Consider the following 24,254-nt stretch of genomic DNA (forward strand, 5'->3'; position numbering starts at 1 on the left):
TAGCAGAATTCAGAAATGTTGTCTAGTCGTTGCATCTCACAGCCCCAAGAAATAGCGCCAAATCGTCGATGGGCGAGCCTTACAGGCATTTGACGGAATGCTGACCGAAAGTTTTTACCTCTCTACGGAGTAGTAAATTTTGATGGCACACACGACTCTCCCAGCAGTTACAAAATTTACAATTCGGGTAAGTTCGCCCGTCCCTCAGGTAGCCCATAGGTTAATGAAATTATGCCGGGTTCGCCGATACCTTTACTATTTCGACATAACCATCGAGATACCACGGGTAAAGCAGGGAGAGAGCCTCATCGTCGAGTTCTTCCGACATTGGCAGCGCAAGGCGATCAGCTAATTTTCCAAGCACCCTGCATGCCGCGGCGCCTGCGGTATACGCGTCTCCATTCAAAAAAATATTCTTGCCTCTACACAACATTCGGCTTTTCAGGTTCAGTTGCAGCTTCCCTTCCTTAACCTGATACGCGAATTCCTGCTGAGCTACGGGATTCGACGGCGGCGTAAAAAAAACATGATGTTTAGGCTCGGTCAGGTAGATTCCAAGGAAACGTTCTATATCAGTTGGGCCCCATGTGATCTTGCTGAGCACTGCTCCCACTTGTTGCAACATATCCGGGCCGATACGTCCCGGGTGCGATTGGAAGGCAGGATTCGGGTCATGATAAATTCCCTCGACTTCGGTGTGATCCTGCAGGTAAACGAGAAATTGAATAACGAGCTCCTGATAGGTCGGCGCCCGAAAACCGATGGAATAGGTCATGCAATGGCCTTTTGCGACCCCATGATGTGCATAGCCGGGGGGCAGATACAGCATATCGCCGGGTTCCAGCATCCATTCCTGTTCAGGTCTGAATTCCCGCAGGATTTTTAGCGGCGCATCCATCACCAGCCTTTTATCCTGCTGGGCCGAGATCTGCCAGTTTCTGCGCCCCATACCCTGCAGCAAGAAGACATCGTAAGAATCGAAATGGGGCCCGACGCTTCCTTCCTCAGGAGCATAACTGACCATCAGGTCATCAAGACGAGCGTGCGGGATGAAATTGAATTTCAGTAGCAATTCACGGGCTGACGGTAGGAAGTGGTTGATGTCCTGCACCAGCAGCGTCCAGTCTTTTGCTGGCAGACGTGAAAAAACACGAGATGTGAAAGGACCATGCCTGACCTCCCATTTACCCTTCTTTCGGGTTATCAGGCGCGACTGCGCGTCGTCGTGGCAGGCGAGATTGATGAGGTCGTCTCGAGTCAGAAAACCCTGGAAATCCGGCAGGGCTCCGCGCACGAGCAAAGGTTTTTTTTGCCAGTAATCCCGGAGAAATTTCCCCACCGAAATATTCCCCAGCAGCTTGCTTTTCATTATTTGCCCAAGCTCAAATGAGCTTTCCATAAAAAACGGCCTGGTCTTCCCGATCCTCTGCGCGCCCCGTCCTGCCCTCACCGGTAAATTCGGCAACCGGCGTTTCCAGCCAAGGCAATATGCAGGGGTGCTGTACAAGCGCCGGCATCGGGCTCATCTGCCGCGCATGAACATCTTATCGAGATCCGCAAGGCTTATTTCGAACCACGTGGGCCTGCCGTGATTGCATTGGCTGGCACGCTCGGTTGTTTCCATTTCACGCAGCAAGGCATTCATTTCCGTAACGGTCAATATGCGGTTGGCACGAACTGCGCCGTGGCAAGCCATGGTGGAAAGAATTTCGTTACGCTTGCTGGTCAGTACCCGGCTGGCGCCGAATTCGCGGATTTCGGTCAATACGTCGCGTGCGAGTTTCACTACGTCGGCATCCTTGAGCGCAGCCGGTACCGACCGCACCACCAGCATGGTTGGCGAGAGTGTGGAGATTTCAAACCCAAGCTCTTGTAAAGTAGCGCTGTTTTCTTCAACCGCGGCAACGTCCAGGCTATCCGAATGAAATATCGCCGGGATCAGCAAGGGCTGCATCGAGAGCGTATGGTTATCCAGTGCGGATTTTAGCTTCTCATACAGAATCCGCTCGTGCGCGGCATGCATATCCACGATGAGCAACCCCCGTTCATTCTGCGACAGAATGTAAATGCCGAGGAGTTGCCCCAATGCGAAACCCAATGGGGGAATGTCGCATTTTTCGGCACCGGCAATGGCTGCCGATGTATCCGCCGATTTCGGGTTGCGGTTATCGGCACCGAACAGGGCGGAATAAAAAGCCTGTGATTGGGCGATGCCTAAAGGTGGAGCAAGCGATATGGTATTTTGTCGCGAATAAGCTGAAAACGCGGAGGGCGCAGCGCCAGCACCGTTTTGGTCACCGCTTTCCTGCCGGCTTCCGCCTGTGGGAAAAGTTGCTGCAGACGGGGGTTGCGGCGATGCCAGCGCTTTATCGATCGCATGAAAGACGAATTGATGCAGTGCGCGCGGGTCGCGGAACCTCACCTCGATCTTGGTGGGATGCACATTCACATCCACGCCTTCGGCATTCATTTCGAGAAATAGGACAAAAGCCGGGTGTCGGTCCAGATGGAGAATATCCCGATAGGCTTCACGTAGCGCATGAGCAATCAATTTGTCGCGAACGAACCGCCCATTGACAAAAAAATACTGGGCATCTCGAGAAGACCGGGAATAGGCGGGTGATGCCGCAAGGCCCCAAAGACGCAAATCCGCCGCCTGCTCCTCTATGACTACCGAGGTCCGGCTGAATTCATTGCCCAGTATCGCCTCGATGCGAAGTCGTGCGTCCGCCGCACGCAAGTGGTTGCGTACGGTGCCATTGTGTTGTAGCGAGAAAGCGATATCGGCGCGCGACAACGCAATGCGCTTGAATGCTTCCTCGCAGTGGGATAATTCAGTAGCTTCAGTCTTTAGAAATTTACGCCGGGCAGGGGTGTTGAAGTAGAGATCATGCATTTCTACCGTGGTACCGTGGGCAAGTGCGGCGGGTTCCGCTGTTGACAGGCGGCCCCCTTCGGTTTCTATCCTCCAGGCATGCTTTTCTTCCGCCCTGCGACTTGCCAGCGTCAGCCGCGAAACAGCCGCGATACTTGCCAGCGCCTCGCCCCGAAAACCGAGGCTTGCTACTTTTTGTAAATCTTCAAGGGAATCGATCTTGCTGGTGGCGTGTCGCGCAAGCGCAAGCGGCAGATCATTCCTGGAAATTCCTGTTCCGTTATCCGCTACCCGGATCAGTTTGATGCCACCCTGGAAAAGTTGCACGGTGATTTCGGTCGATCCCGCGTCCACGCTATTCTCCAGCATTTCCTTGAGTGCCGCGGCGGGACGCTCCACTACCTCTCCGGCCGCAATCTGGCTGATGAGCAGGTCGGGTAGCGGTTTGATCGCATTCATAAGCAAATTCATCAAAAATTTGCTGCCATTATACCGCCCGTTGGCGGCATCATCATGCTCACGAACGCTCCATCATCGCAGCTGTCACGGTGGCGCGATCAAGATGAGGGGAAAATATTTCAATAAAGTCATAGACATATCCACGCAAATAACTATTGCGGCTTATGCCTATACGCGTCGTGCTAGGCTCGAAGAGATGGCTCGCGTCGATAGACCTCAGGTGCTTATCACGTTTGGGTTCAAACGCCATTTGCGCCAGGATGCCAATGCCCAATCCCAGTTCTACGTAAGTCTTGATGACATCCGCGTCTATCGCCGTCAGCACAACATTGGGAACCAACCCTTTTGCATCGAATGCCTGGTTGATTCTCGAGCGGCCGGTAAAAGCAAAATCGTAAGTAATAATCGGATATGCGGCGATGGCTTCCAGTGTCAACACCTTGAGTTTAAGCAGCGGATGCCTCGGCGGGACGACAATGCAGCGGTTCCATTGATAGCACGGCAGCATCACCAACTCATTGAATAGCTCGATCGCTTCAGTGGCGATAGCGATGTCCGCTACGCCTGAACTGACCAGTTCCGCAATCTGCGTCGGGTTGCCCTGGCGTAAAATTAATTTCACCTTGGGGTAGCGTAAGGTAAAATCCTTGATTGCGGAGGGAAGTGCGTACCGTGCCTGAGTGTGGGTTGTAGCAATAGTAAGAGAGCCGCTGGCTTCGTTAGCAAATTCCTGACCAACTTGTTTCAGGTTTTTTGCATCTTTCAGCATTCTTTCGGCAATTTCCAGAATCGCTCGTCCCGGCGGCGTGGTTTCAACTACGCGCTTGCCGTTACGCACAAAAATGTCGACCCCCAGCTCGGTTTCCAGAAGACGGATCTGCTTGCTGATCCCGGGTTGGGAGGTATGCAGGAATTCCGCCGCTTTGGATAAATTCAGGCCGTGATTGGCGACTTCACATAAATAGCGCAATTGTTGCAATTTCATATATTCGGTCTAAATAAGATTTGGTTATGTTAATCTAACATAATATTCTTTCGCGATATATATGTTCCTGCTATTATGTCGCCCTCGAGACGCAATACGATGCAATATGACATCGATTGCGCTGCCGAGCAGGGCGTCCTGACAGATCTGATAGGCGGGAGCTAAGAAGAAGCAGCGAATTTCGGTTCACTCGGCGGCTTGAATAATCACCTTGCCCGAAATCCAGGCGGAGTGCCGAACCAGTGGAGAGCTGGACCAATATGCTGCCGTGTACGTAATCCATTTTCGGGTTCTTGTGGCGTCAGGCGGATAGCCATAAATTGTGGAGGATATAAGATGAGTCTGTTGGATCACCTCGCTAATGATGAGGAAATCAATTCGTACGGTCAGTCGGTACAGGAGTATCGGGACCTGAATATGGACGCCGCGCGTTTTACCGCGGGTCGCCTGCAAATGGGGATCTACGGCCAGCGGCAGGAAGGCGTCAATATGGTGCGTATCAAGCTTCCGGGAGGACGCCTGAGTGCGCCGAAATTGAGAAAGATCGCCAGTGCGCTGGAGAATTACTCGCGCCATGACGTCGTCCATATCACTACGCGCCAGGATATCCAGATGCATTACGTGCCGCTCGAGCAGACGCCGGCCGTGTTGTACCACTTGGCCGAAGCTGGATTGACGACCCGTGAGGCCTGTGGTAATACCATACGCAATATCACGACCTGCCCGCTCTCCGGCGTATGCCCTCGCCAGAATGTCGATGTCACGACGCATCTCGAGGGTACGGTCCAGCATTTGCTGCGAAATCCGCTGACTCAACAAATGCCGCGCAAGTTCAAGATCAGCCTGTCTGCCTGTGAATCCGACTGTGCGCAAGGCATGATGCATGACCTGGGCGTTATCGCCGTACGTAATGGTTCCCGATTCGGTTTCAAGGTCGTGGCCGGAGGCGGCCTTGGGCACAAGCCGCGTGAAGCGATCGTCATTGAAGAATTCATTGAAGAAAAAGACCTGCTGCCTGTGATGGAAGCGGTCATCCAGTTGCACAACCGTTATTCCGACCGCGTTAAACGTGCTAAATCAAGAATTAAATTCCTGGTGGATAAATTTGGTCCCGAGGGTTTTGTCGAGAAATATCGTGAGGAGTTGTCACGCACTCAATCGGCACTTGCAACCTTGGACTATCCTAAAGGTGAATGGAGCAATGGTAGCGTCGATAGCGAGGTTCCAGGTCTCGGTGCGCCGCGTCATATTTTCGCGCAAAAACAGGCCGGCTATTACGTATTTCCGATCAGTGTGCCAATGGGTAACCTGAGCGTAACGCATTTGCGTGGCCTGGCTCATATCTGCGAGACGTTCGAGTTGCCTGACATTCGTGCCAGCCAGGATCAGAACTTGTTTCTGACAGATGTGCCGGAGGCTAAAATTGAACCCTTGCGTGCAGCACTGGCTGCGCTGGGCCTGGGTGTGCCGAAGACGGGCGATGACGTGGTGGCTTGTCCCGGTACTTCGACTTGCCGCTTGGGGATAACTTCGAGCACGATTCTCGGACCCAAACTAAGCGGCGGCAAGCATGACCTGAAAATGCGCGTATCGGGGTGTCATAACGGTTGCGCCCAGCCCGAGGCTGGAGATATTGGCATATACGGCGAAGGCAAGCGTATGCACGGCAAGCTCGTGCCACATTATCAGCTGCATTTCGGCGGCAATGCCATGGCGCGTGGCGCGCTGGCGTTTAAAGGCCCGTCCATACCCACCGCGCGCATCGAAGAGGCAATCGAGCGAGTGCAGTCCGCTTTTGATACTAGCCGTGAGTCGGGCGAAACATTCTATTCCTGGGCACACCGGATGGATAAACCCTATTTCGCTGATTTACTGGCGGACCTGGTGGAAGTCAAGCCGGAAGAACTGGCGTCGGTCTTGCGCGATCACGGCAACAGCAACGATTTCAAGGTGTTGCAACTGGGCGGGGGCGAGTGCGCCGGCGTGAGCCAGGTGAAGATCGGCACAATCTTCTTTGAAGCGGCTCATGAGCGGAATTACCGGGATGCGCTCAAGTTTCAGCGAAAATTCGAGGATTCGGCCAAGTGCGCCGAGGAAATGGCCCGATTGATCGGCCAGGGTCTGGCTGAGTTACTCGGCGGCCAGAAGCACGAAGATTTGAAAATACAGGCGGAAGAGTTGCGCCGGGTATTTCCTACCAAGCCGCGCCTGGCCAAAGTGTTAGCCCAATTTGCGGAGGATTTTGCGCGCCCGGCCGAGGCGTTGAACGACGATGATCTGACCAGATGGTTTTCTGAACTGGATGCCTGGACAATGGAGGTTGCGGAGTTTTGCCTGAGTTTCGATCGCCAGCTTGATCTGACGGGTGCGCTACCGTTTCCCCTCTCCGCCTCAGCCAAATCGCCGGCATCCGGGGCAACGCAGCCATCCGTCATGGCCTGATAAATTTTGATGCACAGACCGAGCCGGTAATATGAGCCTGGATCACAAGATTGCGGAAGTGAGAGCATTGCTGGATGACGCGCAGGCAGACTATGCGCCGGCCACCTTCGCTAGCAGTTTCGGTGCTGAGGACATGGTGTTGATGGACCTCATAGCGCGGGATTATCCCGATATCGCGATGTTTACGCTGGATACCGGACGCCTGCCTGAAGAGACCTACAGTCTTATGAGAAAGGTGGCGGATCGTTATGGCATTCATGTGCCGGTATATTTTCCGGAATCCGCCGCGGTGGAGTCCTATATCGCGCGCAACGGGCCCAACGGCTTCTACGACAGTGTGGAGTTACGTAAAAAATGCTGCCATATTCGCAAAGTGGAACCGCTGAAGCGCGCTTTGAGCGGCAAGCGCGCATGGATTACCGGTGTACGCCGCGATCAGGCGCTGACCAGAAAGGATATGGCGGTATCGGAATTTGATGCCGGCAATGGTTTGCAAAAAATCAGCCCGTTGCTGGACTGGAGCCTGTCCGACGTCTGGGCTTATCTCAAACAGTTCGATGTGCCGTACAACCTATTGCATGACAAGGGGTACACCAGCATCGGATGCGCGCCCTGTACCCGTGCCATTACGCCCGGTGAAGATGTGCGTGCCGGCCGCTGGTGGTGGGAAGACCCGGAAAACAAGGAGTGCGGTTTGCATCCGGACAAACGGCGCATTAACAACGCTACAACGGCTTTGGGCGGGACAACGGATCTACCCGCGCCGGGTTGAGCCAGAACTTTGGATAAGAAAGAACATGGGCCGGCGCTTGCCAAGTCCATGCTTGTGAAACTGTGAGGAATGATTGATGGATCTCATATTGAACGATAAACAAGAATTTGCTGCTCCCGTTCCGGATCTTGTCATGGAGAGTGAGGGTGTGGCGCTTGAATGCCAACCTGCAAGGCATCTGGGTCATCTGGATGAACTGGAAAGCGAAGCCATCCACATCATGCGCGAGGTTGCAGCCGAATGTGCCAACCCGACCCTGCTGTTCTCGGGTGGAAAAGATTCCATCGTACTACTGCGTTTGGCGGAAAAAGCTTTCCGGCCAGGGCGTTTTCCATTTCCATTGCTGCATGTCGATACCGGCCATAATTTTCCCGAGGTGATCGAGTTTCGCGATCGCCGCGCCAAGCAATTGGGAGAGCGTTTAATCGTGCGCAGCATGGATGATTCCATCAAGCAGGGAAGAGTGGTATTGCGTTCGGCGAACCAGAGCCGCAATCCATTTCAATCAGTGACGCTACTGGATGCCATCGCTGAATTCGGCTTCGATGCCTGTATCGGTGGGGCGCGTCGCGACGAGGAAAAGGCTCGGGCCAAGGAACGCATATTTTCCTTCCGTGACGAATTCGGTCAATGGGACCCGAAGAACCAGCGGCCGGAATTATGGGACATCTACAATACTCGCGTGCATCCAGGCGAAAATATTCGCGTGTTTCCCATCAGCAACTGGACCGAACTGGATGTGTGGGAATACATTGCCCGTGAGAAATTGGAAGTACCTCACATCTATTTCGCCCATACACGCGATGTCATCCGGCGGGGTAACGGTCTTCTGCCGGTATCTCATCTGGTTGAGCTCAAGGAAGGTGAAAAAGTGGAAAATCTCATGGTGCGCTTTCGGACGGTGGGAGATATGAGCTGCACCTGCCCGGTGGAGTCCATCGCAGTCAGCGTGACGGAAATCATTGCTGAAACCGCGATTACGCGAATTACCGAGCGCGGCGCCACGCGCATGGACGACCAGACGTCGGACGCATCGATGGAACTGCGCAAGAAAGAGGGTTATTTCTGACGCGTATCTTTCCGCTCATGAGGTTGTGATACCGCTTTTCTCAAGAGTTTACCCTTGTAAAAAGTCGGTAATACCCTACCTTCTCTTTCACCGGCGTGATTGCCAGCATATTTCGGAAACCAGAATTCCAAAAGAGTATTAAATGTCAGCCATTGATAGTATTTCATTCGATCATAGCGAGTTGTTACGTTTCATCACCGCCGGGAGCGTGGATGATGGCAAAAGCACGCTGATCGGGCGCCTGCTGCATGACTCGAAGTCCATTTTCGAGGACCAATTGAGCGCCATCACTCATACTTCGAGCAGGCGCGGAATGGAAAGCGTCGATCTATCGCTGCTCACCGACGGCCTGCAAGCGGAGCGTGAGCAGGGTATTACCATCGATGTGGCTTATCGATACTTTGCGACGCCCAAGCGCAAATTCATTATTGCCGACACACCGGGCCACGAACAGTATACGCGCAACATGGTGACGGGCGCTTCCACGGCCAATCTCGCCATCATCCTGATCGACGCGCGCAAGGGTGTGCTTACCCAGTCGCGCCGCCATGCCTACCTCGCCAGTCTGGTCGGTATCCCTCATCTGGTGGTGGCAGTCAACAAGATGGATCTGGTGGACTATTCCAGAGACGTATTCGAGCAAATTTGCAAGGATTTCGCGGCTTTCGCCGCAGGACTCAAGCTGAGCAACATCGCATACATCCCGATGTCTGCCTTGAACGGCGACATGGTGGTCGAGCGTGGAGATAAGCTCAACTGGTATAAGGGCGTGGCGCTGATGGATTTGCTGGAGAGTGTTCCCATCGACCACGACATCAATCTTCAGGATTTCCGGTTTCCGGTGCAATGGGTATGCCGGCCGCAAACTGAGGAATTACCCGATTTTCGGGGCTATATGGGGCGCATCGAATCCGGATTCATCAGTGTTGGTGATGCGGTGAAGGTTCTGCCTTCCGGGTTGACCTCGCGTATCAAGGAGATTGTCACTTATGACGGAAATGTCGACGACGCGGTTGCGCCACAGTCCGTAACGCTGACTATTGAAGACCATCTGGATATCTCCCGGGGCGATATGCTGGTTAAAACGCTCGATGTTCCGCGGGTTGGGAAAGAGTTTGAAGCGATGCTGTGCTGGTTGTCGGAGCAGAGCCTGGACCCGAGGCGCAAATACCTTATCAAGCACACTACGCGCACCGTAAAAGCGGTGATATCCCGGATAGAGTATCGTGTCGATATCAATACGTTGAATCATGAAGCGGTCGATAGTTTGAAAATGAATGACATCGGGCGGGTATTGCTAAAAGTACAGCAGCCTCTGGCATACGATTCTTACCAGCGTAACCATGCTACGGGCAGCTTTATCGTCATTGACGAAGTCAACAACAATACCGTTGCTGCAGGCATGATCTGCCCGGCAAAAGATTAGCGGGAGTTTCAATCGATTCTGATGGTGCTGCGCAAAGGGCCGCTTGAGTGCGCGGAGCCATTATGCTGAAAAGGGGCGGACAAGGTGGAGAGGAAGCCTTGCCGCTTTTGTATTTTTCGGCCATGTAAAAGCACAAGATGAGAAGGGTTTTTAGGTGCTGCAAAACTTTTTGTACGGTTACGCTCCAACAATTTATCAGATAGTTTTTTTGTCTCTTTTTTGATTCACTTTTTACTTTTGATGACTTTATCATGACAAGTTTACAATTGGCGCGCCACCCTATACCGGAAAATGTCGCACCTTCTCCCGTGCTTGGATTCGGCATGGCTTTTGCCGATCTATATCGCCGCGAAGGGCTTGTGCGTCTGGATCAGGCATTCCTGGAATTTCTGCATGAAGGAGAAGCCGGGCTGCGCGTTCGTCTGGATCATGCTCGTGCTCATCCCGATAGCCTGGACCGGAAAGCGGAAGCGGCTCTGCTGATCGAGGTGGCGCCGTGGATGGAAGATTTCATTGCCAGACTGTTCGGTATCGAGACAGAGGTCAGTGCTCTTGCCGCCCGTCACCATCAGCTTGCTCCGCTTTATTCCTGCAAAAGACAATTCGTTCAACGCAAGGCGATGAGCAAGGTAAGCGAGGTGGAGGCAGCGGCGGTGGATGGGGTTGCGCTGGAGGAGAAACTGGTTGCCGAATTCGAAGCCCCTTTCTCCGAGTTGGCTTTTGCAGGCAAGGTCACCCAATGGTTATTGGATGAAGCCGCGAACGAAGAACATCTGAAGACTGCTTTGCTCTATGCGGCCTGGGCGTTGAAGACACCCGCAGGGCGAGAGCGTAACCGGGACGGAGTATTATTCAAGGCGCCGGCCAAGCTCGATTTTCTGCATCTTTTGTCGACGGATACCGATAGCACTGCGGGTTATACCGTCCATAAGCTGCATCATATACGACGCCGGGAAGGTTTTACGCTCACCGATCAGGGAACCGATCTGGTGGGGGCGCTGGATGAAGCGAATTATTGCATTTGGTGCCACGAACAAGGAAAGGATTCCTGTTCGAAGGGAATGAAGGAAAAGGCGAAAACACCCGATGAAATTCCCTCTTTCAAGAAAAGCCAATTGGGTGTCCTGCTAACGGGTTGCCCGCTGGAAGAGCGCATCTCCGAGTTTCACAAACTCAAGACGCAAGGTGTGGCAATCGGCGGCCTTGCCATGATTGTGGTGGATAATCCCATGTGCGCCGGCACCGGCCACCGCATTTGCAACGATTGCATGAAGTCCTGCATTTACCAGAAACAGGAACCGGTCGATATTCCCCAGGCTGAAACGCGCACGCTCAAGGATATACTGGAATTGCCCTGGGGCTTCGAAATATACAGCCTGCTCACCCGTTGGAACCCACTTAACTTGCGTCGACCGGTACCGAAGGCGCCGACAGGCCGGAAGGTGCTTGTTGTGGGCATGGGACCTGCGGGATACACCTTGGCGCACCATCTAATGAACGATGGCCATGCGGTAGTAGGTGTTGACGGCCTCAAGATCGAGCCGTTGTCACCGGAAATTTGCGGGGTAAACCAGCAGGGGGAACATGTTCCATTCAGAGCCATCCGGAACGCCGACGAAATTGCCGAAGATCTGGATGAGCGCATGCCGGGAGGATTTGGTGGGGTTGCCGAATACGGCATCACCGTGCGCTGGGATAAAAACTTTCTCAAGCTGATCCGTTTGCTTCTGGAGCGACGAGAGGAGTTTGCGCTTTTTGGTGGTATCCGTTTTGGCGGGACGCTTACCGCCGATGACGCTTTCGCCATGGGGTTCGATCACGTGGCGCTTGCGGCGGGGGCTGGGCGGCCCACTGTACTCGACCTGCCCAATGGTCTGGCGCGGGGGGTTCGTGCCGCATCCGATTTCCTGATGGCGTTGCAATTGAGCGGCGCGGCTCAGATTAATTCAGTTGCCAATATGCAGCTGCGCTTGCCTGTCTTAGTGATCGGCGGCGGGCTGACAGCCATCGATACGGCGACCGAAGCACTGGCTTACTATCCAGTGCAAGTAGACAAATTTCTGCGTCGTTACGAAATTCTTGCAGCCGTGCAGGGCGATGCCGCGATTCGTGGCGCATGGGATGAAGAAGAACGGATAATTGCCGAGGAATTTCTCAGCCACGCGCGCGCCATTCGCGCAGAGCGCGAGGAAGCGGAAAAGGAAGGACGGGTACCGCGCATCCTGGAACTGCTTCAATCCTGGGGGGGCGCCACTATTGCCTACCGCAAGCGGCTCATCGATAGCCCCTCTTATACGCTTAATCACGAAGAAGTCGAAAAGGCGCTGGAGGAAGGTATATGGTTTGCCGAGGGTCTCACGCCCGTGCGAGTGGATACCGATAAATGGGAACATGCGAAAGCGGTGCAGTTCGCGATACAGGTTCTGGATGAAACGGGATCATGGCAAAAAACGGGACAGACCGTGTTGCCGGCCCGCGCCGTTCTGGTTGCGGCCGGTACTCAGCCCAATACCGTACTTGCCAGAGAAGACGATAAGAATTTCAAACTGAACGGCCGTTATTTCGCCGCTTGCGATGAAAATGGCGATCCGGTCAGCCCACCGCGGGCGAACCCCAAACCTGAAACGGCCAGCGTACTGATGAGCCGTAATGAAGATGGCCGTTTCATCAGCTTCTTCGGTGATTTGCATCCTTCCTATTCCGGCAACGTCGTAAAAGCGATGTCCAGCGCCAAGCAGGGTTATCCCGTGGTAAGCGGCGTGCTTGAACGCCTGGCTCCGGCATCCACGAAACCGGCCTGGCTCTTTTTTGCCGAAATGAATGGACAGTTACGCGCCACGGTGCACAAGGTCGAGCGACTTACTCCAAATATCATAGAAGTGGTCGTGCATGCGCCGATGGCGGTGGAACGCTTTCATCCTGGCCAGTTCTACCGCTTTCAGAACTTTGCAACACTTGCCATTACTGCAGGCGATACGAAACTGGCGATGGAGGGCATTGCCCTTACGGGAGCCTCGGTTGACGTGTCCCGTGGACTGGTATCGCTGATTGCCCTGGAAATGGGGGGGTCGGCAGACTTGTGCGCCAGGCTCAATCCTGGCGATCCGGTGGTCCTGATGGGTCCCACCGGTACCCCAACCGAAATTCTGCCTGATGAAACCGTTGTGCTGGTGGGTGGCGGCCTGGGTAACGCGGTGTTGTTTTCAATTGGTGCGGCAGCAAGAGCCGCAGGATCGAAAATTTTGTATTTTGCCGGTTACAAGAAACTGATCGACCGCTATAAAGTAGCGGAAATCGAGGCGGCAGCCGACATAGTGGTGTGGTGCTGTGACGAGCCTCCTGGTTTCAAACCCTCACGTCCGGGCGATCTCAGTTATGTCGGTAATATCGTGGAAGCGATGGCCGCTTATGGAAGCGGCGCGCTGGGTCCTCAGAAAGTTCGATTGTCGGACGCCGATCGTATCATTGCCATCGGCTCCGACCGGATGATGGCGGCGGTGGGAGCGGCACGTCATAACAAGCTTCGGCCTTACCTGAAAACAGACCATTTCGCGATCGGCTCCATCAATTCGCCCATGCAGTGCATGATGAAAGAGATTTGCGCGCAATGCCTGCAACCCCATAAAGATCCGGTAACGGGTGAGATTACCTATGTATTTTCATGCTTCAATCAGGATCAACCACTTGATCAGGTTGACTTCGGCGGTCTTGCATCGCGTTTACGCCAGAACAGTGTCCAGGAAAAGCTGACCACCCGGTGGATTACACATTGTTTGAAAAAAGTGAACCCGGTTAGCGCCTGAAGTTCCTGTGGAGTCGGGCATCAAAAAGGACCATTGTCTGTCCTGCAAAACGGGATTCCAACGGTCTTTTCCAAAACCATTTGATTCTGACTCTGCAGAAACGGTTGCCAGGATGCGCTTTTTTCCTTGATCCGGGCAGTGCATCCAGCGCAGGTTCATTTATAATCCGAGCTTCGTGACGAACAGGGGCCGAACAGAAGCACCAGCGGCCCGGTTTCAGTTTGCTGAAGAATAGCGCACGTTAAAAAAATAAGGGAGATTAGCAATGCAGATAGGCATACCCGCGGAAATTCGCGGGGGAGAGACCCGCGTCGCGGCCACACCGGAAACGGTGAAGAAATTCACCGCCAAAGGTCTGAATACTGTTCTGGTACAGTCTGGCGCGGGAGCCGGCGCGAGCATACCGGATGCGGCGTATCAGGCGGAGGGTGCGACTATCGTGGCCAGCGCGGCGGAGCTGTACGGTCAATCCCAAATAGTGCTTAAAGTGAGGAGCCCGGACCCTGACGAACTGGCGCTGATGCGCAAGGATGCGGTGCTGCTGGGTTTACTTTCTCCGCATCACGCCGAGGGCATTGAAGCGCTCGCTCGTCATGGCCTCACTGCCTTTGCGATGGAAAAATTGCCGCGCATTTCCCGTGCCCAGAGTATGGATGTGCTGTCCTCCCAGGCGAATATCGCCGGCTACAAGGCGGTACTGATGGCAGCCAACGTCTATCAGAAATTCTTCCCGATGCTGATGACTGCGGCAGGTACCGTAAAGGCGGCGCGGGTGCTGGTTCTCGGCGCAGGTGTGGCGGGTCTCCAGGCCATTGCCACGGCCAAACGGCTGGGCGCCGTGATCGAAGCGTTCGACGTGCGTCCGGTGGCAAAAGAACAGGTGGAAAGCCTCGGTGCCAAATTTGTCGAGGTTCCGCTAAGCGAGGAAGAAAAGGCGCAGGCGGAGACCGCTGGCGGTTATGCCCGGGAAATGTCCGATGATTACAAGCGGCGTCAGGGTGAACTGGTGCATCAGCGCGCCGCGGCAGCCGACATCATCATCACGACGGCATTGATTCCCGGCCGGCCCGCACCGGTATTGATCAAGGAGGAAACTGTTCGAGCCATGAAACCGGGATCGGTCATCGTTGATATGGCGGTAGAGGCGGGCGGTAATTGCCCCTTGTCGGAACTGGACAAGATTGTAGTGAAGCACGGCGTGCATCTCGTCGGTATCGCCAACCTGCCGGGATTGGTAGCGACAGATTCCAGCGCACTGTACGCGCGTAATCTGATGAATTTTCTCAATCTGATGCTTGATCCGAAGACCGGAGAATTCAATCTGAACCGTGAAGATGAAGTCATCGCCGGGACACTGGTTTGCATCGGGGGGGAAGTCGTCCGGAAAACTTGAAGCGTTACGGGCCAACATTGAAAACCGAATGCGCGCTTTTTGCCGCTTTCGTTCGTTGAAGATAAATCACCATTCACAGTAACAGAACGCATTAGAAGGAGCAGCCATGATTGGCGAAGTTGATCCAACCATTATTAATCTCACTGTATTCGTATTGGCGGTGTTCGTAGGCTATCACGTCGTATGGAATGTGACTCCAGCCTTGCATACGCCGCTGATGTCGGTCACCAATGCGATTTCCGGCATTATCCTGGTGGGCGCCATGCTGGCCGCCGGACCGGCCGAAACCGACTGGGGCGTATGGTTGGGCGCCGTGGCCGTCACGCTGGCCGCGATCAATGTCTTCGGCGGCTTCCTGGTTACGCAGCGAATGCTTGAAATGTTCAGAAAAAAAGATAAAAAAGGAAGCTAGTAAATGTCGGTAAATTCCGTTGCACTCGCGTATCTTATCGCGTCGGTTTTCTTTATTCTGGCGCTGAAAGGTTTAAGTTCGCCCCTGACCGCTCGTCGCGGTAACTTGTTTGGCATGGTCGGGATGGCGATCGCCGTCGTCACCACGCTTACGATCACCAGCAACTGGGCGCTGATCCTCGCCTGTATCGCACTGGGAGGCGCCATTGGCGCAATCGTTGCCCGTCGCGTGCAGATGACGGCGATGCCGGAACTGGTTGCGTTCATGCACTCGCTCGTGGGGTTGGCAGCGGTATTTATCGCTATCGCCGCTGTTAATAATCCTGTTTCGTTTGGTTTGCCTGAAATGCTGCCGATGGGCAGCAGGCTGGAGTTGTTCCTTGGCACATTCATTGGCGCCATGACCTGGTCAGGCTCAGTGATCGCATTCCTGAAGTTGTCCGGCCGCATGAGTGGTGCACCTATCACCTTTGGCGGGCAGCATATGGTCAATCTGATCCTGGCAATCGTGATGGTTGGATTTGGCTTGTGGTTCTTCTTTAGCGAAACGACCAACTGGACCGCTTTTGCGACAATGACGGCTATTGCCTTCGTGCTTGGCTTTCTCATCATCATCCCCATCGGCGGCGCGGATATGCCGGTTGTGATTTCCATGCTCAACTCGTATTCCGGTTGGGCGGCGGCAGGGATAGGTTTCTCGCTCGGCAATCCCATGCTTATCATTGCCGGCTCGCTGGTGGGCAGCTCAGGCGCCATTCTGTCCTATATCATGTGCAAGGCCATGAACAGGCCCTTCATTTCAGTCATACTCGGCGGTTTCGGCAGCGAAACAGGTACTGCGGCGGTAGGCGACGGGACCCAGAAAACTTATCGCAGCGGCAGTGCGGACGATGCGGCATTTTTAATGGGCAACGCCGACAGCGTAATCATTGTGCCCGGTTATGGGTTGGCGGTGGCGCGGGCGCAGCATTCGGTCAAGGAACTGGCAGAAAAGCTGCACTCAAAAGGCGTCAACGTGCGTTTCGCGATTCATCCGGTCGCAGGGCGCATGCCCGGACACATGAATGTGTTGCTGGCGGAAGCAGAAATACCTTATGAGCAAGTGCTCGAGATGGATGAGATCAACAGCGATTTTTCCAACACCGACGTGGTGCTGGTGCTGGGTGCGAACGACGTGGTGAATCCGGCCGCCAACGTTCCCGGCAGCCCGATATATGGCATGCCCATTCTGGATGCCCACAAGGCGCGTACCGTGATGGTGGTAAAACGCAGTATGGCAGCGGGTTATGCCGGCCTCGATAATGACCTGTTCTACATGGACAAGACCATGATGGTATTTGGCGATGCCAAGAAGGTGGTCGAGGAGATGGTCAAGGCGTTGTAAGTTTTCATTGGAGTACTCAAAATCGGAATATGCTCCGCCTGTTATGATGAGGGCGATTCATTCACCGGAGTATCTCGGAAACTGCTAGCTGCGATTTATTCACATGGTAAATGGTGTATTTGCTTCTTTGTTGGAGCGAAATCCAAGGAATATGTCGGCGGCATAAGGCTTGGTGCGGTGCCCGAAAGGGCTGAAGCCATTATTACGATAAAGCATCAAAATAATGGGCAGCGTACATGAGTGCGATCAAGGGCTTTTCCGAGGAAACGTTCACGACAGGGAATCACTCGTTAATACTCTACGGGAAGGGGGATGGGCCTGGTGTTATCCTCCTGCATGAATTGCCCGGTCTTACCCAGGATACAGTCGAGTTTGCGGAGTGGATTGCGGGCCATGGCTTTCATGTTGTCATGCCGCTCCTGTTCGGTCGCCCGCTTCAGCATCCGATGCTCGGCCTTTTGAAGGCCCCATTCGTATGCATTCGAAAGGAATTCAACAACCTCAACGCCGGGAAATCAAGCCCCATCACGATGGTGCTACGAGCGTTGTGCCGGAAAATTCATTCCGAGCGTGGCGGGCCCGGGGTAGGCGCCGTGGGCATGTGTTATACCGGCGGCTTTATTTTCGCGATGATGGTGGAAGCAGCCCTCCTCGCGCCGGTGGCGGCGCAGCCCAGTCTTCCATTCTTTCAACCGGGAGCGCTTGACGTCGAACCGGAAAAACTTGCGCTCGCATCCAGTCGTACAGATACGATGTCGTTGCTCGGTCTCCGCTTTGAGGACGACTTTCGTTGCCCTGCGGCTCGATTCGAGCGGTTGGAATCCTCACTGCGGAATCCGGCAGGGTCAACCGGGTCGCGCTTCCATTCTGTGGTCGTGCCCGGGGAAGGGCACTCGACACTTACATTCGATTACCAGAAAGCGCTTGACCGGGGGGTCGACACCCGAGAACGGGTGATCAAGCATTTGCGAACGCAATTGCTCGATCCGGATAGCCCCTTCCGCTGACTCATCCAATAATAGCTCGGTAGATACCCTTCAGGATAATTTTTTCCTGTGGTTCGGGGATCGGGTTGTATACTTAAAAAAAGGTCGAGTTGCGGGCGACATAGTCAAGAGGAGCGTAAGCGGTTCACATTCAAGTTGAAGCAGATCGCTATCCATATTCTCTCAATTTCATATTAATCTTCTTTAAAAGAAAGGTTCTGTTCTGCTCATCGACAGTCAGAAATAAATCCATGCGGATCGGACTACCCAAAGAAATCAAAGACCACGAAAATCGGGTCGGCATGACGCCAAGCACAGTCAAAGCTTTGACGCGGCGTGGCCATCATGTGCTCGTACAGAGCGGAGCAGGGGATGGAAGCTTTATTTCCGATGCAGAATACCAATCAGCGGGCGCGATGATTGTGCCTCATGCTGATGATGCCTGGGCGGCGCAAATGGTAGTCAAAGTCAAGGAGCCAGCCGCGATTGAATATCGTTACCTGCATCGGGACATGATTCTTTTCACTTATCTGCATTTGGCCTCGGACAGGCCCCTCACTGACGCTTTGCTGGAGAGTGGTACCACAGCCATCGCATACGAAACGGTCCAGACCGAAGATGGAAAATTACCGCTATTGACGCCAATGAGCGAGGTAGCAGGGCGTATGGCGACCCAGATCGGCGCAACCTATTTGCAAAAAACGCGCGGCGGCCGTGGCGTATTGATGGGCGGCGTTCCGGGTGTCGCTCCAGCCAATGTGGCGATCCTGGGGGCGGGTATCGTAGGCACGAACGCCGCTCGTGTGGCTGTGGGATGCGGCGCACAGGTTACCGTACTGGATATCAATCATGACCGTCTGAAATATCTGGATGATATTTATCGCGGCCAGTTACAGACGCGTATCAGCGACGAATATAATATCGAAGAAGTCGTCTACAGCGCCGACTTGGTCATTGGCGCTGTTTTGATACCCGGTGGGCGCGCGCCATGGCTGATCACAGCCGGGATGTTGCCAAATATGAGGAAAGGTTCCGTAATTGTCGATGTAGCGGTTGATCAGGGAGGCTGCGTGGAAACGACTCGGCCTACCACTCACAGCGACCCCACTTACGAGCTCGATGGCGTCGTACATTATTGTGTTTCCAACATGCCCAGCGCGGTTCCGCGCACCAGTACATTCGCGCTCAATATACAGACCGCTGCTTATACGCTCCGCCTGGCCGACGAAGGATTGAAGGCTATACGGAAGAACCGGGCGCTACAATACGGCCTCAATACCCACCACGGGTCAGTCACTTATCTCGCGGTCGCGAGGGAATTTGGCATGCAATATATTGAGCCGTTGAAAGCACTGGAGCATAACGGTTAACGCATTGTCCACTAAACAATTAAACAATTCGACTAATCAGGCAAAGACATAGGAGTAAAAAAAGATGAAATTCAAATATCCAGTGCTGTTGGGCGCCCTGCTTGCCCCATTATTCGCTATCAGTCAGCCGGCGCTGGCCAATATCTATATCACTTTTGATTACCGGTATGATAGCTCCAACTTTTTTACGGGTGAAAACAGTTCACGCCAGAACCTGCTGAATGCGGCTGCTTCTGTATTCGAGACACGCTTTCAGGATAACCTGACTGCAATCTCCTCTTCCGGATCGGATAGATTCGATGCGCGCTTCTTTCAGCCGGATACTGGTCTCAACACCCGACTTTCCAATTTTAGTGTCGCGCCTGATCAGATCGTAGTTTTTGTCGGGACCTATAATATGGGTGGCACGCTTGCATCGGGGGGTCCTGGTAGTGTCTCTGGCGTCGGATCGCCGGGCTTCTTCGACAATGCATTAAGCAGAGGCCAGGCCGGAGCGCTTTTGCCCATGCAGACGGATTTTGGTCCGTGGGGTGGTGCGATTTCCTTCAATAACAATTCCAATTGGTACTTTGACCCCGATATCACGACCGATGAGCCTTTCCCCAACCGGTACGATTTTTATTCCGTAGCTGTACATGAGCTTGCTCATGTACTCGGTTTCGGCGGTGCTCCATCGTTTAATAACCTGAGCGCCGGCGGGGTGTTTACCGGCGCCGCCGTTCATGACCTGTATGGTTCGAATCCTCCCGTGACCCGCGACGGCCACTGGGCGCCAAAGCTCAGCTACCAGGGACAGGAAGCCGCAATGGATCCAAGCATTGCCACCAACCAGCGCAGCCATTTCACGGAACTCGACTACGCCGCCATGAAAGACATCGGCTGGCAGGTTTCGTCGATACCAGAGCCGGAAACATGGACCTTGATGATTGCCGGGTTGGGACTGCTCGGCGTGCACCTACGCGCTTCGGCACGTAAAAGTGAACGTAAAAGAGGTGAACGTAAAAGCTAGCAGCCTGTCGGACTTGAAGAATCACAGCGAAAAAGTGACTGGGTGAGGGTGGATTTTGAGGATTTTTTGAAGGCCAATAGTTATTCTATTGGCCGAAAAAGCGGCGAAATATGAACCGGCAAGACGCTTTTGCAGCCGATTTCTTTTAAATCGGACAGGCTGCCAGGCAGGAGGGTCACATCCGCGTTATTTGACTGATCTGCTGGTTATTACAAGTTCTTAAAATCATCTTTGCTATCAGCATGCATCAATCCGAGCCGTAGTTTCGTTCTCGGGGCGGTGCTGCACGCGGTACGGTACGACACACCCATCGCGTTAGTAAACTCGTTGTCTACGCGAAAACACGCGGCAACACAAATGCCCCACAGTGTTACTCTAATCACCACCATTGCGGTCAGTTTAGGTCTTGCGCTGCTGATGGGGCTTATCGCCAACCGGTTGAAGTTGCCGGTGTTGGTCGGTTATCTTGCTGCAGGTGTCATTCTGGGTTCCAATACGCCGGGCTTCGTGGCCGACATGGAGCTGTCCGCCCAGCTGGCGGAAATCGGCGTGATACTGCTGATGTTCGGTGTCGGGCTACATTTTTCGTTGAATGATCTACTGGCTGTGCGGCGGATCGCCCTGCCCGGTGCGATCGTCCAGATTGTGGTGGCGACCACTTTCGGCGCCATGGTCGCAGTCTCCTGGGGGTGGAACCTGGGGGTCGGCATCGTATTTGGTGTGGCACTGTCCACGGCGAGCACCGTTGTGTTGTTACGTGGGCTGGAGCAACGCGGCTTGCTCAAGTCCGTCAATGGATCTATTGCGGTGGGCTGGCTTGTAGTCGAGGACCTGGCGATGGTCCTGGTTCTTGTTCTGTTGCCGCCGCTTGCCGGATGGCTGGGTGATAACGCGGGCGGTCCAACGGGCGTATCAAACTCGGATTTGCTCACAACTTTGCTGCTCACCTTTGGCAAGGTGGCGGTCTTTATTGCGCTGATGCTTGTTGTCGGGAAACGTGTATTTCCCTGGCTGCTTTGGCACGTTGCCAGCACAAACTCGAACGAGCTCTTCATCTTGAGCGTGATAGCGGTTGCGATAGGCATCGCCTACGGTTCCGCAATGCTCTTCGGTGTTTCCTTTGCTCTGGGTGCTTTTTTTGCCGGCATGGTGATGAGGGAATCCGCTTTGAGCCATCGGGCCGCGCAGGAATCGCTGCCTCTCCGCGACGCTTTTTCAGTTTTATTTTTTGTTTCCGTAGGAATGCTGTTTGATCCAGACGTACTGGTAGAGCAGCCACTCCATGTTCTCGCAACGCTCGGAATTATCATCATCGGGAAATCGCTGGCTGCCTTTTTATTGGTACTCGCTTTCCGTTACCCTCTGAATACGGCATTAACCGTGTCCGCCAGCCTTGCGCAAATTGGTGAATTTTCGTTTATCCTTGCCGCACTAGGCGTGTCGCTCGGGCTACTTCCGGTTGAAGCTCAGAGCCTTATATTGGCGGGCGCGTTTATCTCGATTACCCTTAATCCCTTCGTATTCCGGGTAATCGAACCGGCGCAAGCATGGATACGCTCCCGTTCCAACCTTGCCCGTATCCTGGAGCGTTCCGACGATCCACTCGCAGAACTGCCAATGACGGTTGCGTCAAGCCATGTCACAAGCCATGTCGTGCTTGTGGGCTATGGCCGTGTCGGCCGGCTCATCGGTGATGCGCTGGCCGAGCGGAGATTATCGTTTGTTGTGGCAGAACAAAACCGTGAGTTGGTTGAAGGGTTACGCAAGCACGGAATTCATGCCGTAGCGGGGGATGCAGCCGAACCGGCCGTATTGATACAAGCGCATATTGCGCGAGCTGCAATACTGGTGATTGCGGTTCCCGATACACTACGTGCCCGGCGGATGATCGAAACTGCACGTATACTTAACCCTCCGATTGAGATTATTGTTCGTACACATAATGAAGAAGAGGCGGCGTTGCTACGGAGGGAAAGCGGAGGAGCAGTATTTATGGGCGAACACGAGCTCGCTCTCAGCATGACACGACACATACTGGAAAAAATTACGGCCAATAAATGAAGAAGCTACTATCAGACGCAAGATTCAGTAGTAGGGGATTTAATGGCAACCCAGCGTTTGCTTGAACGCCAGCACAAACTGACTTTAGTATGAGATTGAAGGAGGATTGATGAGTGACAGGATTATTGTTTATCAGAAACCCGGATGCAGCAAATGCAGAGCCACGCTCGAGCTTCTTGCGAGCAGCGGCGAAGAGTTCGATGCTGTCAATTATTATGAAACGCCTTTGACCGTTGAGCGTTTACGCGAACTGATCGATAAGCTTGGCCTGTCGGTACGCGACGTGCTGCGTGGCGATGAACCTATAGCGCGTAGTCTCAAGCTTGCTGAACGAGCGTTGCCGGATGAAGAACTGATAAGGATCATGGTGGAAAATCCAGATCTGATTCAGCGGCCAATTGTTGTGCGTGGCGACGAGGCAATGCTGTGCCGCCCGCCGGAAAACGTGATGAAATTGCTGTAATGATTTTCCCGAAAATGCAGTGAACAGGAATTGGATTCAACCTAAATCCGATAGTTGGACGGGTAAAGTGTACGGTTTTTGAGGTGCAGGGCAAGGCGCAACGACGCGGAATGCGACCGCGCAGGGCAGAGCAGTGCCTTCCGCAGGAAGGTGCAACCCCGAAGCGGGATGCGGGCGTCCCCTTGTGTGTGGAACGCGATCGCGGCATCCCCTGCGCTGCCCGATCCCTGCTTCGCGGGGCCCCTCGGGCAACGCTTCGGGGCGCCGTTCCATTCCAAGGAGTTGCAACGCAGACATGTGCCGCAAAAACTGTGCAATTCGCTCCGTAGCGCCCTCACCCCGGAAGGTGAGCGTCAAATAATATGAAATATTATTATTAATCATAACACTGATCCATTAAATGAGCGGTCAACTACCGGATTTAGGTTCAATATGGTTCCGGTCGCAGGGGTTCGTAAAGTGCTTGTTCAACCAAGCGCACTATTTGAAATAATTGTATAACTGTTTAAACTGATGCTGATAGAACGTAAAATGTAATGACAATGTAATGATGTTCGAATTGTGTACAGGAAATTGACAATGAATATGATGTCTGTTGGAATTTTGCGATTAATATCTCGATTCGCCTTCGCTGTCATCCTGGGAGGGTTTGCTACTTTTGTACAGGCAGAGTGTGCGGGCTGCCTCTGCCCTGGGAACCCATGCAAGTTGTGTCCGCTGCCACCTCAAAAAAATGCGCCACCGGTTGCGGATGAACCGAACATTTGTCTTAAAATCAGGGAGAGAGTCACGCCGGTTTCAAAACATACAGAGCCGAATCAACATTATGAGAGCGTGAATAAATCGATCACGGAGTGCGTAAGAAACGGCGGCGACGTGATTATGAATTCGCGCCGAAACGAGGAATTTCCTTCCAAACATTACTGCAAGCCCTACATCGCGGAAGGCAAGGCAAATGCGGATGGTGCTCATCTTCCCCCGAAGAAATAAAGATCGAAGGAGATGTGGCAGCAAAGCGGGACAAATATCTGCTCAGGTTCTCAGGTCAAGAAACGACGTCGGGCGTAGCCCGACCTACCGGCTATGTAGCAACAGCAGGTCCATCGGGATGATGGGTTATTCCGTTCCACCCGACTTGGGGAGGTTGGCGTAAAAGATACGTGATGGGTATTAAAGATACGGAGATTGGTACCAAAGTAGGTCGGGCTCCGCCCGACGATTGGATCAGCACGCCGGTATCTACTCAATGTATTCGGCAGATTTATTATCCTCCATGCGGTAGAGCCTTTTAAACGAAATTGTCAACGTGAGCATGAGGCGAGCACAAATTAAATTGTTTCGGATCC

At 53.6% G+C, this 24,254-nt stretch carries 18 protein-coding genes; 14 read left to right on the forward strand and 4 right to left on the reverse strand.

Going from position 1 to position 24,254, the window contains the following annotated elements; genetic code table 11:
* Window positions 1-229 precede the first annotated feature (229 nt).
* The 4 genes from KJS40_RS05605 to cysB are packed head-to-tail and all read right to left on the reverse strand — an operon-like array spanning window position 230 to window position 4,319.
* A complete protein-coding gene (locus tag KJS40_RS05605) occupies window positions 230-1,369 on the reverse strand; it encodes a cupin domain-containing protein (RefSeq protein ID WP_213539390.1) in 1,140 nt (379 codons plus the stop codon).
* 13 nt (window positions 1,370-1,382) lie between these two features.
* The gene (locus KJS40_RS05610; RefSeq protein WP_213539391.1) at window positions 1,383-1,526 is read right to left on the reverse strand and encodes a hypothetical protein; all 144 of its coding nucleotides are present in this window, start codon (window positions 1,524-1,526) and stop codon (window positions 1,383-1,385) included.
* Complete coding sequence (gene mutL / locus KJS40_RS05615) at window positions 1,523-3,334, reverse strand: DNA mismatch repair endonuclease MutL (RefSeq protein WP_213539392.1); 1,812 nt, start codon at window positions 3,332-3,334, stop codon at window positions 1,523-1,525. Before mutL ends, KJS40_RS05610 begins: the two co-directional genes overlap by 4 nt.
* 58 nt (window positions 3,335-3,392) lie before the next feature.
* Window positions 3,393-4,319: an HTH-type transcriptional regulator CysB gene (gene cysB, locus KJS40_RS05620; RefSeq protein WP_107730895.1), complete on the reverse strand. Its 927-nt coding sequence runs from the start codon at window positions 4,317-4,319 to the stop codon at window positions 3,393-3,395.
* Window positions 4,320-4,655: 336 nt separating this feature from the next.
* Between cysB and KJS40_RS05625 the strand changes: the two genes are divergently transcribed.
* The 14 genes from KJS40_RS05625 (at window position 4,656) to KJS40_RS05690 (ending at window position 23,898) form a co-directional block, all read left to right on the forward strand.
* Window positions 4,656-6,761 carry a nitrite/sulfite reductase gene (locus tag KJS40_RS05625; protein WP_213539393.1) on the forward strand — a complete coding sequence of 702 codons (2,106 nt, stop codon included), beginning with the start codon at window positions 4,656-4,658 and terminating at the stop codon, window positions 6,759-6,761.
* 31 nt (window positions 6,762-6,792) lie between these two features.
* Complete coding sequence (locus KJS40_RS05630) at window positions 6,793-7,533, forward strand: phosphoadenylyl-sulfate reductase (protein WP_213539394.1); 741 nt, start codon at window positions 6,793-6,795, stop codon at window positions 7,531-7,533.
* 133 nt (window positions 7,534-7,666) lie between these two features.
* Window positions 7,667-8,602: a sulfate adenylyltransferase subunit CysD gene (gene cysD / locus KJS40_RS05635; protein ID WP_244859769.1), complete on the forward strand. Its 936-nt coding sequence runs from the start codon at window positions 7,667-7,669 to the stop codon at window positions 8,600-8,602.
* A 142-nt stretch (window positions 8,603-8,744) separates the two neighbouring features.
* Window positions 8,745-10,028 (forward strand): sulfate adenylyltransferase subunit CysN, encoded by a 1,284-nt coding sequence (gene cysN / locus KJS40_RS05640; RefSeq protein WP_213539396.1) that lies wholly within the window; start codon window positions 8,745-8,747, stop codon window positions 10,026-10,028.
* A 251-nt stretch (window positions 10,029-10,279) separates the two neighbouring features.
* Complete coding sequence (locus tag KJS40_RS05645; RefSeq protein ID WP_213539397.1) at window positions 10,280-13,831, forward strand: FAD-dependent oxidoreductase; 3,552 nt, start codon at window positions 10,280-10,282, stop codon at window positions 13,829-13,831.
* 265 nt (window positions 13,832-14,096) lie between these two features.
* A complete protein-coding gene (locus tag KJS40_RS05650) occupies window positions 14,097-15,224 on the forward strand; it encodes a Re/Si-specific NAD(P)(+) transhydrogenase subunit alpha (RefSeq protein WP_213539398.1) in 1,128 nt (375 codons plus the stop codon).
* Between the two features lie 106 nt (window positions 15,225-15,330).
* Window positions 15,331-15,636: an NAD(P) transhydrogenase subunit alpha gene (locus tag KJS40_RS05655; protein WP_025041967.1), complete on the forward strand. Its 306-nt coding sequence runs from the start codon at window positions 15,331-15,333 to the stop codon at window positions 15,634-15,636.
* Between the two features lie 3 nt (window positions 15,637-15,639).
* On the forward strand, window positions 15,640-17,019 hold the full coding sequence (locus tag KJS40_RS05660) for an NAD(P)(+) transhydrogenase (Re/Si-specific) subunit beta (protein WP_213539399.1): 1,380 nt from the start codon (window positions 15,640-15,642) through the stop codon (window positions 17,017-17,019).
* Window positions 17,020-17,255: 236 nt separating this feature from the next.
* Window positions 17,256-18,026 carry a dienelactone hydrolase family protein gene (locus KJS40_RS05665; RefSeq protein WP_213539400.1) on the forward strand — a complete coding sequence of 257 codons (771 nt, stop codon included), beginning with the start codon at window positions 17,256-17,258 and terminating at the stop codon, window positions 18,024-18,026.
* Between the two features lie 230 nt (window positions 18,027-18,256).
* Window positions 18,257-19,375: an alanine dehydrogenase gene (gene ald / locus KJS40_RS05670; protein WP_213539401.1), complete on the forward strand. Its 1,119-nt coding sequence runs from the start codon at window positions 18,257-18,259 to the stop codon at window positions 19,373-19,375.
* A 64-nt stretch (window positions 19,376-19,439) separates the two neighbouring features.
* Window positions 19,440-20,384 carry a PEP-CTERM sorting domain-containing protein gene (locus tag KJS40_RS05675; RefSeq protein ID WP_213539402.1) on the forward strand — a complete coding sequence of 315 codons (945 nt, stop codon included), beginning with the start codon at window positions 19,440-19,442 and terminating at the stop codon, window positions 20,382-20,384.
* Between the two features lie 357 nt (window positions 20,385-20,741).
* Window positions 20,742-22,445: a YbaL family putative K(+) efflux transporter gene (gene ybaL / locus KJS40_RS05680; RefSeq protein ID WP_213539403.1), complete on the forward strand. Its 1,704-nt coding sequence runs from the start codon at window positions 20,742-20,744 to the stop codon at window positions 22,443-22,445.
* 109 nt (window positions 22,446-22,554) lie between these two features.
* Complete coding sequence (locus KJS40_RS05685; RefSeq protein WP_025041961.1) at window positions 22,555-22,908, forward strand: arsenate reductase family protein; 354 nt, start codon at window positions 22,555-22,557, stop codon at window positions 22,906-22,908.
* A 579-nt stretch (window positions 22,909-23,487) separates the two neighbouring features.
* Window positions 23,488-23,898, forward strand: coding sequence for a hypothetical protein (locus KJS40_RS05690; RefSeq protein ID WP_213539404.1), 411 nt, complete (start codon window positions 23,488-23,490; stop codon window positions 23,896-23,898).
* The last annotated feature ends 356 nt before the right edge of the window (window positions 23,899-24,254 follow it).

The organism is Nitrosospira sp. NRS527 (assembly GCF_018406445.1).
GTDB classification, from domain to species: Bacteria; Pseudomonadota; Gammaproteobacteria; order Burkholderiales; family Nitrosomonadaceae; genus Nitrosospira; species Nitrosospira briensis.

What these genes read in the sequence shown, in the direction of transcription:
- mutL (WP_213539392.1), bottom strand. Translation starts at nt 3,334, where the DNA reads ATGAATGCGATCAAACCGCTACCCGACCTGCTCATCAGCCAGATTGCG.
- cysB (WP_107730895.1), bottom strand. Translation starts at nt 4,319, where the DNA reads ATGAAATTGCAACAATTGCGCTATTTATGTGAAGTCGCCAATCACGGC.
- KJS40_RS05605 (WP_213539390.1), bottom strand. Translation starts at nt 1,369, where the DNA reads ATGAAAAGCAAGCTGCTGGGGAATATTTCGGTGGGGAAATTTCTCCGG.
- KJS40_RS05630 (WP_213539394.1), top strand. Translation starts at nt 6,793, where the DNA reads ATGAGCCTGGATCACAAGATTGCGGAAGTGAGAGCATTGCTGGATGAC.
- ald (WP_213539401.1), top strand. Translation starts at nt 18,257, where the DNA reads ATGCGGATCGGACTACCCAAAGAAATCAAAGACCACGAAAATCGGGTC.
- KJS40_RS05610 (WP_213539391.1), bottom strand. Translation starts at nt 1,526, where the DNA reads ATGAGCCCGATGCCGGCGCTTGTACAGCACCCCTGCATATTGCCTTGG.
- KJS40_RS05665 (WP_213539400.1), top strand. Translation starts at nt 17,256, where the DNA reads ATGAGTGCGATCAAGGGCTTTTCCGAGGAAACGTTCACGACAGGGAAT.
- ybaL (WP_213539403.1), top strand. Translation starts at nt 20,742, where the DNA reads ATGCCCCACAGTGTTACTCTAATCACCACCATTGCGGTCAGTTTAGGT.
- KJS40_RS05675 (WP_213539402.1), top strand. Translation starts at nt 19,440, where the DNA reads ATGAAATTCAAATATCCAGTGCTGTTGGGCGCCCTGCTTGCCCCATTA.
- KJS40_RS05690 (WP_213539404.1), top strand. Translation starts at nt 23,488, where the DNA reads ATGAATATGATGTCTGTTGGAATTTTGCGATTAATATCTCGATTCGCC.
- KJS40_RS05660 (WP_213539399.1), top strand. Translation starts at nt 15,640, where the DNA reads ATGTCGGTAAATTCCGTTGCACTCGCGTATCTTATCGCGTCGGTTTTC.
- KJS40_RS05625 (WP_213539393.1), top strand. Translation starts at nt 4,656, where the DNA reads ATGAGTCTGTTGGATCACCTCGCTAATGATGAGGAAATCAATTCGTAC.
- KJS40_RS05685 (WP_025041961.1), top strand. Translation starts at nt 22,555, where the DNA reads ATGAGTGACAGGATTATTGTTTATCAGAAACCCGGATGCAGCAAATGC.
- cysD (WP_244859769.1), top strand. Translation starts at nt 7,667, where the DNA reads ATGGAGAGTGAGGGTGTGGCGCTTGAATGCCAACCTGCAAGGCATCTG.
- KJS40_RS05655 (WP_025041967.1), top strand. Translation starts at nt 15,331, where the DNA reads ATGATTGGCGAAGTTGATCCAACCATTATTAATCTCACTGTATTCGTA.
- KJS40_RS05650 (WP_213539398.1), top strand. Translation starts at nt 14,097, where the DNA reads ATGCAGATAGGCATACCCGCGGAAATTCGCGGGGGAGAGACCCGCGTC.
- cysN (WP_213539396.1), top strand. Translation starts at nt 8,745, where the DNA reads ATGTCAGCCATTGATAGTATTTCATTCGATCATAGCGAGTTGTTACGT.
- KJS40_RS05645 (WP_213539397.1), top strand. Translation starts at nt 10,280, where the DNA reads ATGACAAGTTTACAATTGGCGCGCCACCCTATACCGGAAAATGTCGCA.